The organism is Bacillus sp. MBGLi79, from assembly GCF_002953915.1.
On the sequence record NZ_CP026521.1, the window covers coordinates 4,777,211 to 4,781,281 of the forward strand.

General features: G+C 45.3%; 6 protein-coding genes. 3 read left to right on the top strand and 3 right to left on the bottom strand.

Annotated elements, in window-relative coordinates; genetic code table 11:
- The first annotated feature begins 676 nt into the window (after nucleotides 1-676).
- Genes C1T29_RS25010 through C1T29_RS24410 form a run of 3 tightly spaced genes read left to right on the top strand, consistent with a single transcriptional unit; the run spans nucleotide 677 to nucleotide 3,079 of the window.
- Nucleotides 677-838 carry a DUF255 domain-containing protein gene (locus C1T29_RS25010; protein ID WP_023857722.1) on the top strand — a complete coding sequence of 54 codons (162 nt, stop codon included), beginning with the start codon at nucleotides 677-679 and terminating at the stop codon, nucleotides 836-838.
- Between the two features lie 38 nt (nucleotides 839-876).
- Nucleotides 877-2,754 carry a thioredoxin domain-containing protein gene (locus C1T29_RS24405; protein WP_103750366.1) on the top strand — a complete coding sequence of 626 codons (1,878 nt, stop codon included), beginning with the start codon at nucleotides 877-879 and terminating at the stop codon, nucleotides 2,752-2,754.
- Nucleotides 2,755-2,812: 58 nt separating this feature from the next.
- Nucleotides 2,813-3,079 carry a hypothetical protein gene (locus tag C1T29_RS24410; RefSeq protein ID WP_103750367.1) on the top strand — a complete coding sequence of 89 codons (267 nt, stop codon included), beginning with the start codon at nucleotides 2,813-2,815 and terminating at the stop codon, nucleotides 3,077-3,079.
- Between the two features lie 118 nt (nucleotides 3,080-3,197).
- On the opposite strand, the gene C1T29_RS24415 is transcribed toward C1T29_RS24410, so the two are convergent.
- The 3 genes from C1T29_RS24415 to C1T29_RS24425 form a co-directional block, all read right to left on the bottom strand.
- The gene (locus C1T29_RS24415; protein WP_003178500.1) at nucleotides 3,198-3,389 is read right to left on the bottom strand and encodes a YbxH family protein; all 192 of its coding nucleotides are present in this window, start codon (nucleotides 3,387-3,389) and stop codon (nucleotides 3,198-3,200) included.
- Nucleotides 3,390-3,405: 16 nt separating this feature from the next.
- The gene (locus C1T29_RS24420; protein WP_003178498.1) at nucleotides 3,406-3,654 is read right to left on the bottom strand and encodes a sigma-G-dependent sporulation-specific acid-soluble spore protein CsgA; all 249 of its coding nucleotides are present in this window, start codon (nucleotides 3,652-3,654) and stop codon (nucleotides 3,406-3,408) included.
- A 71-nt stretch (nucleotides 3,655-3,725) separates the two neighbouring features.
- Nucleotides 3,726-4,071, bottom strand: a 346-nt coding sequence (locus C1T29_RS24425) for an MFS transporter (protein WP_208945577.1), incomplete at its 5' end; no start/stop codon positions are given.

The window sequence follows — 4,071 nt, forward strand, 5'->3', positions numbered from 1 at the left end:
TTCTATTTTTATAGAGGAGCCTATTCTCCCTTTGTTATACCAAAATTCCCCTCTATTAAAAATCAAAAATTCGCCATCTCGTCATATTCCATACATTTAAGGCAAGAACGGGATTCCGTTGACCAAGTCTGGAGCTTCTGTAACAGCTGTCGATGAGTTACCGGGAATAGAAAGGCACGCCAAATGATTTGCCGATTGAGTATCAGGATGGGCGCTGTGAAGACTTGAATATTAAAATAAGCATGACGAGCGATATCAACACTTTGATGAAACCAGGCTTCATGCTGTAAGGCTTAATAGAACCAAAGCCAGCAGAAGAGATGCTGAAAAAAATTCGTCATTTGCAGAAGATTTCAGATGTCCTGATTTTATCTTTTTTAAATTGCAAAAGAGCTGAAGCGGAGCTGTTGCCAGTTTCGGCAACGGCCCTCAAACATTTTTTGATGAGAAGGAATTCTAATTAAGGATGGCCTGCCGCGGTTTCATTAAATGTCTTTTCTAAGTGGATGCATTTTCTTCAAAACAAAGAATCTCCCTTAGAAATTAATGCTGTATATGAAGTATTATGATTTGATGTAGTTATGCTCGTTTTCGCTGCTCGTATGAAAAACAGGGATTATTTTTGAAAAAATGTGTTAAGTTAAATATAAACTAATTATAGAAAGAAGGTGATCCCATGCCCACTAACAATAAACCCAATAGATTAATCGCTGAGAAATCTCCATATTTACTTCAACACGCTCACAATCCTGTGGACTGGTTCCCTTGGGGAGAAGAAGCATTTGATAAAGCGAAACGCGAGAACAAGCCTGTACTCGTATCTATTGGGTATAGCTAGTTTGGTTACTCTAATGCACATGTCATTGGTGCCATGTCATGGCTCATGAAAGCTTCGAAGATGAAGAAGTTGCGAAGCTCCTGAATGAAAAATTCGTCTCTATTAAAGTGGACCGCGAGGAGCGGCCTGATGTGGATTCAATTTATATGACGATCTGCCAGATGATGACGGGGCAGGGCGGCTGGCCGCTGAATGTGTTTTTAACGCCTGATCAGAAGCCGTTTTATGCGGGTACATATTTTCCGAAGACGAGCCGGTTTAACCGGCCGGGGTTTGTTGAGGTGGTGAAGCAGCTTTCCGATACCTTCGCGAAAAACCGGGAACATGTTGAGGATATTGCCGAAAAAGCCGCCAACAACCTGAGAATCAAAGCGAAAAGCGATGCCGGCGATTCGCTCGGCGAAGACATGTTGAGGCGGACGTATCAACAGCTGATCAACAGCTTCGATGCGGCATACGGCGGTTTCGGAAGCGCACCCAAATTTCCGATCCCCCATATGCTGGCATTTCTGCTTCGCTATCATCAATACAGCGGCGAGGAGAACGCGCTGTACAGCGTGACGAAAACGTTGGACAGCATGGCGAACGGCGGCATTTACGATCATGTCGGCTACGGGTTCGCCCGCTATTCGACAGACGACGAATGGCTCGTTCCCCACTTTGAAAAAATGCTTTACGATAATGCTTTATTGCTGATCGCATATACTGAAGCCTATCAAATCACGAAAAACGAACGGTATAAACAGATTTCCGAGCAGATCATCACATTTGTCCGCCGCGAAATGACCGATGACAAAGGCGCTTTTTATTCAGCGCTTGATGCCGACACAGAAGGCGTGGAAGGCAAATATTATGTGTGGTCAAAAGACGAAATCCTCGAAACGCTCGGGGATGAACTAGGCGAATTGTATTGCGCTGTTTACAACATCACGCAAGAAGGGAATTTTGAAGGCCACAATATCCCAAACTTGATCTACACCAGGCTGGAAAACATCAAGGATGAATTCGCGCTGACAGATGAAGAGCTTCAGAACAAGCTTGAAGAAGCGAGAATAAAACTTTTTGAAAAACGGCAGGAAAGAACGTATCCCCATGTCGACGACAAAGTGCTGACATCTTGGAACGCTCTGATGATCGCGGCTCTTGCCAAAGCGGCGAAAGTCTACAATGCGCCCGAATACTTGGAGATGGCGCGAGCTGCAGTCGCGTTCATCGAGAATAAATTGATTCAAGACGGACGCGTCATGGTCCGCTACCGTGACGGCGAGGTGAAACATAAAGGGTTTATCGATGACTACGCCGTCCTGCTGTGGGCCTACATCGAATTGTATGAAGCATCACTTGATTTAACCGATTTGCGAAAAGCCAAAAAGCTCGCAGAGGACATGACGGGGCTGTTCTGGGATGAAGAGCACGGGGGTTTTTATTTTACGGGAAACGATGCCGAGGCTTTGATCGTGCGGGATAAAGAAGTATACGACGGCGCCCTCCCGTCCGGAAACGGCGTCCTGGCCGTGCAGCTGTCCCGGCTTGGTCGGTTGACCGGCGATTTAACGCTCCATGATCAAGCGGCAAAAATGTTTTCTGCATTCAATGGAGATGTCTCCGCTTATCCGAGCGGCCATACAAACTTTCTCCAAGGCCTGTTGAGCCATGTCATGCCGCAAAAAGAAATCGTTGTGCTCGGAAAGCGCCATGACCCGGACAGACAGAAGATCGTAAGCACTTTGCAGCAGGCTTTCCAGCCGAATTACGCCGTCCTCGCCGCAGAATCGCCTGACGATTTCAAAGGGATTGCCGATTTTGCGGCCGAATACAAAGCAGTCGATAACAAAACGACTGTCTATATTTGTGAAAACTTCGCCTGCAGACAGCCGACGACGAATATAGACGAAGCGCTCGATCAGTTGGTTTAAACGGATGCCATCATGGGAATAACATCTGCAAACACCTAATCAGAAAGGGGTTATGACCATGAAGCAAAAGAATCTGATCTCAGGTCTCGCCGTTGCCGCCGGAGTCACCGCATATATGCTCAAAGACGAAACAAGAAGACAAAAACTGAAATCGTACTTGCAAAGCGTCAAAGAAAAGATCCCTTACTTTTCGGAAAAACACAACGTAGATTCATTCACGGTTGAAAAAGCAGGCCATCCGTCTCCGCATGATATCGAAGATAACAAAATGGTATCGGAAGGATCCATGTACCCTGTTCAATACTACGATGAAAAGAAAAAATAGCGATGCATGAGCTGTCATATTTATGGCAGCTTTTCTGCTGCCGTTGTAAAAACTGCAAGCGGATGATAGATATCAAAATCCAAAAATAAAAGCCGCCCGTCGGCAGCCTCTTCAAACCTTATATTTTATTTTCATAGCAATAATGATTGACAAGCTCTTCAATTAAATCATGTTCTGGAAACTCTCCGTGAAACTCAAAGGGAATCTCCTCGACAAACCGGCCGCGCCGGTATACATGGATGGCGCCGTTTTGTCTGGTCACGCTGTATTCCGGTTCAAACGTGTATCCGTTCCGCTCTATTGCACCCATTGTTCATGCCCGCCTTTCAAAACAACAGTTCATACACTTCGTTTAATTCTCTTGTTCGTTTATGGTCCTGTTCATTCAGCGCATATTTCATCTCATGTTCAAGCACTTGATTCAGAAATTCCATTTCCCGCTCCTCCAAGTGCTCGACAAACTCTTCTTCATTGGCATATCGCCCGGAAACGATTTTTCTGTAAATGTTTTGTCCTATGCCGTGTTCAAGGTGATTCGACAGTGACTCACGGAGGTAGCCCAATGTTGTGTCCATGATTCAATCTCCTTTTTTACCTTATAGGTTGGGTGAATTCTTGATGATTCATGCATGAGCGGCCTAAATTTTCAATAAGAAAAAGGCGATACACCATGATGCTGTGCAGATAAAAACTTTCTCCTTCCCAGATGGTAGGCACCTAGAGCGAAGAAGACTGAACACGCAGCAATGAGAAAGATGGCTTTTCCCCCGTACAAGGCAAGCATCATTCCCCCCAGCCAAGGCCCTAAAAATTCACCGATGTTGTATAAGTTTTGCATGCCGTAATACGCGCCCTTCATATGATCCGGAGCAAGCTCGTCCAAAAGGACATTCATTGAAGGAAAACATAAAATTTCGCCGATTGTCAGAACAAACATCGAAAGCATAAAAACAATCCAGCCATTTGCGACAGAAAAACCGACATTCCCCAAC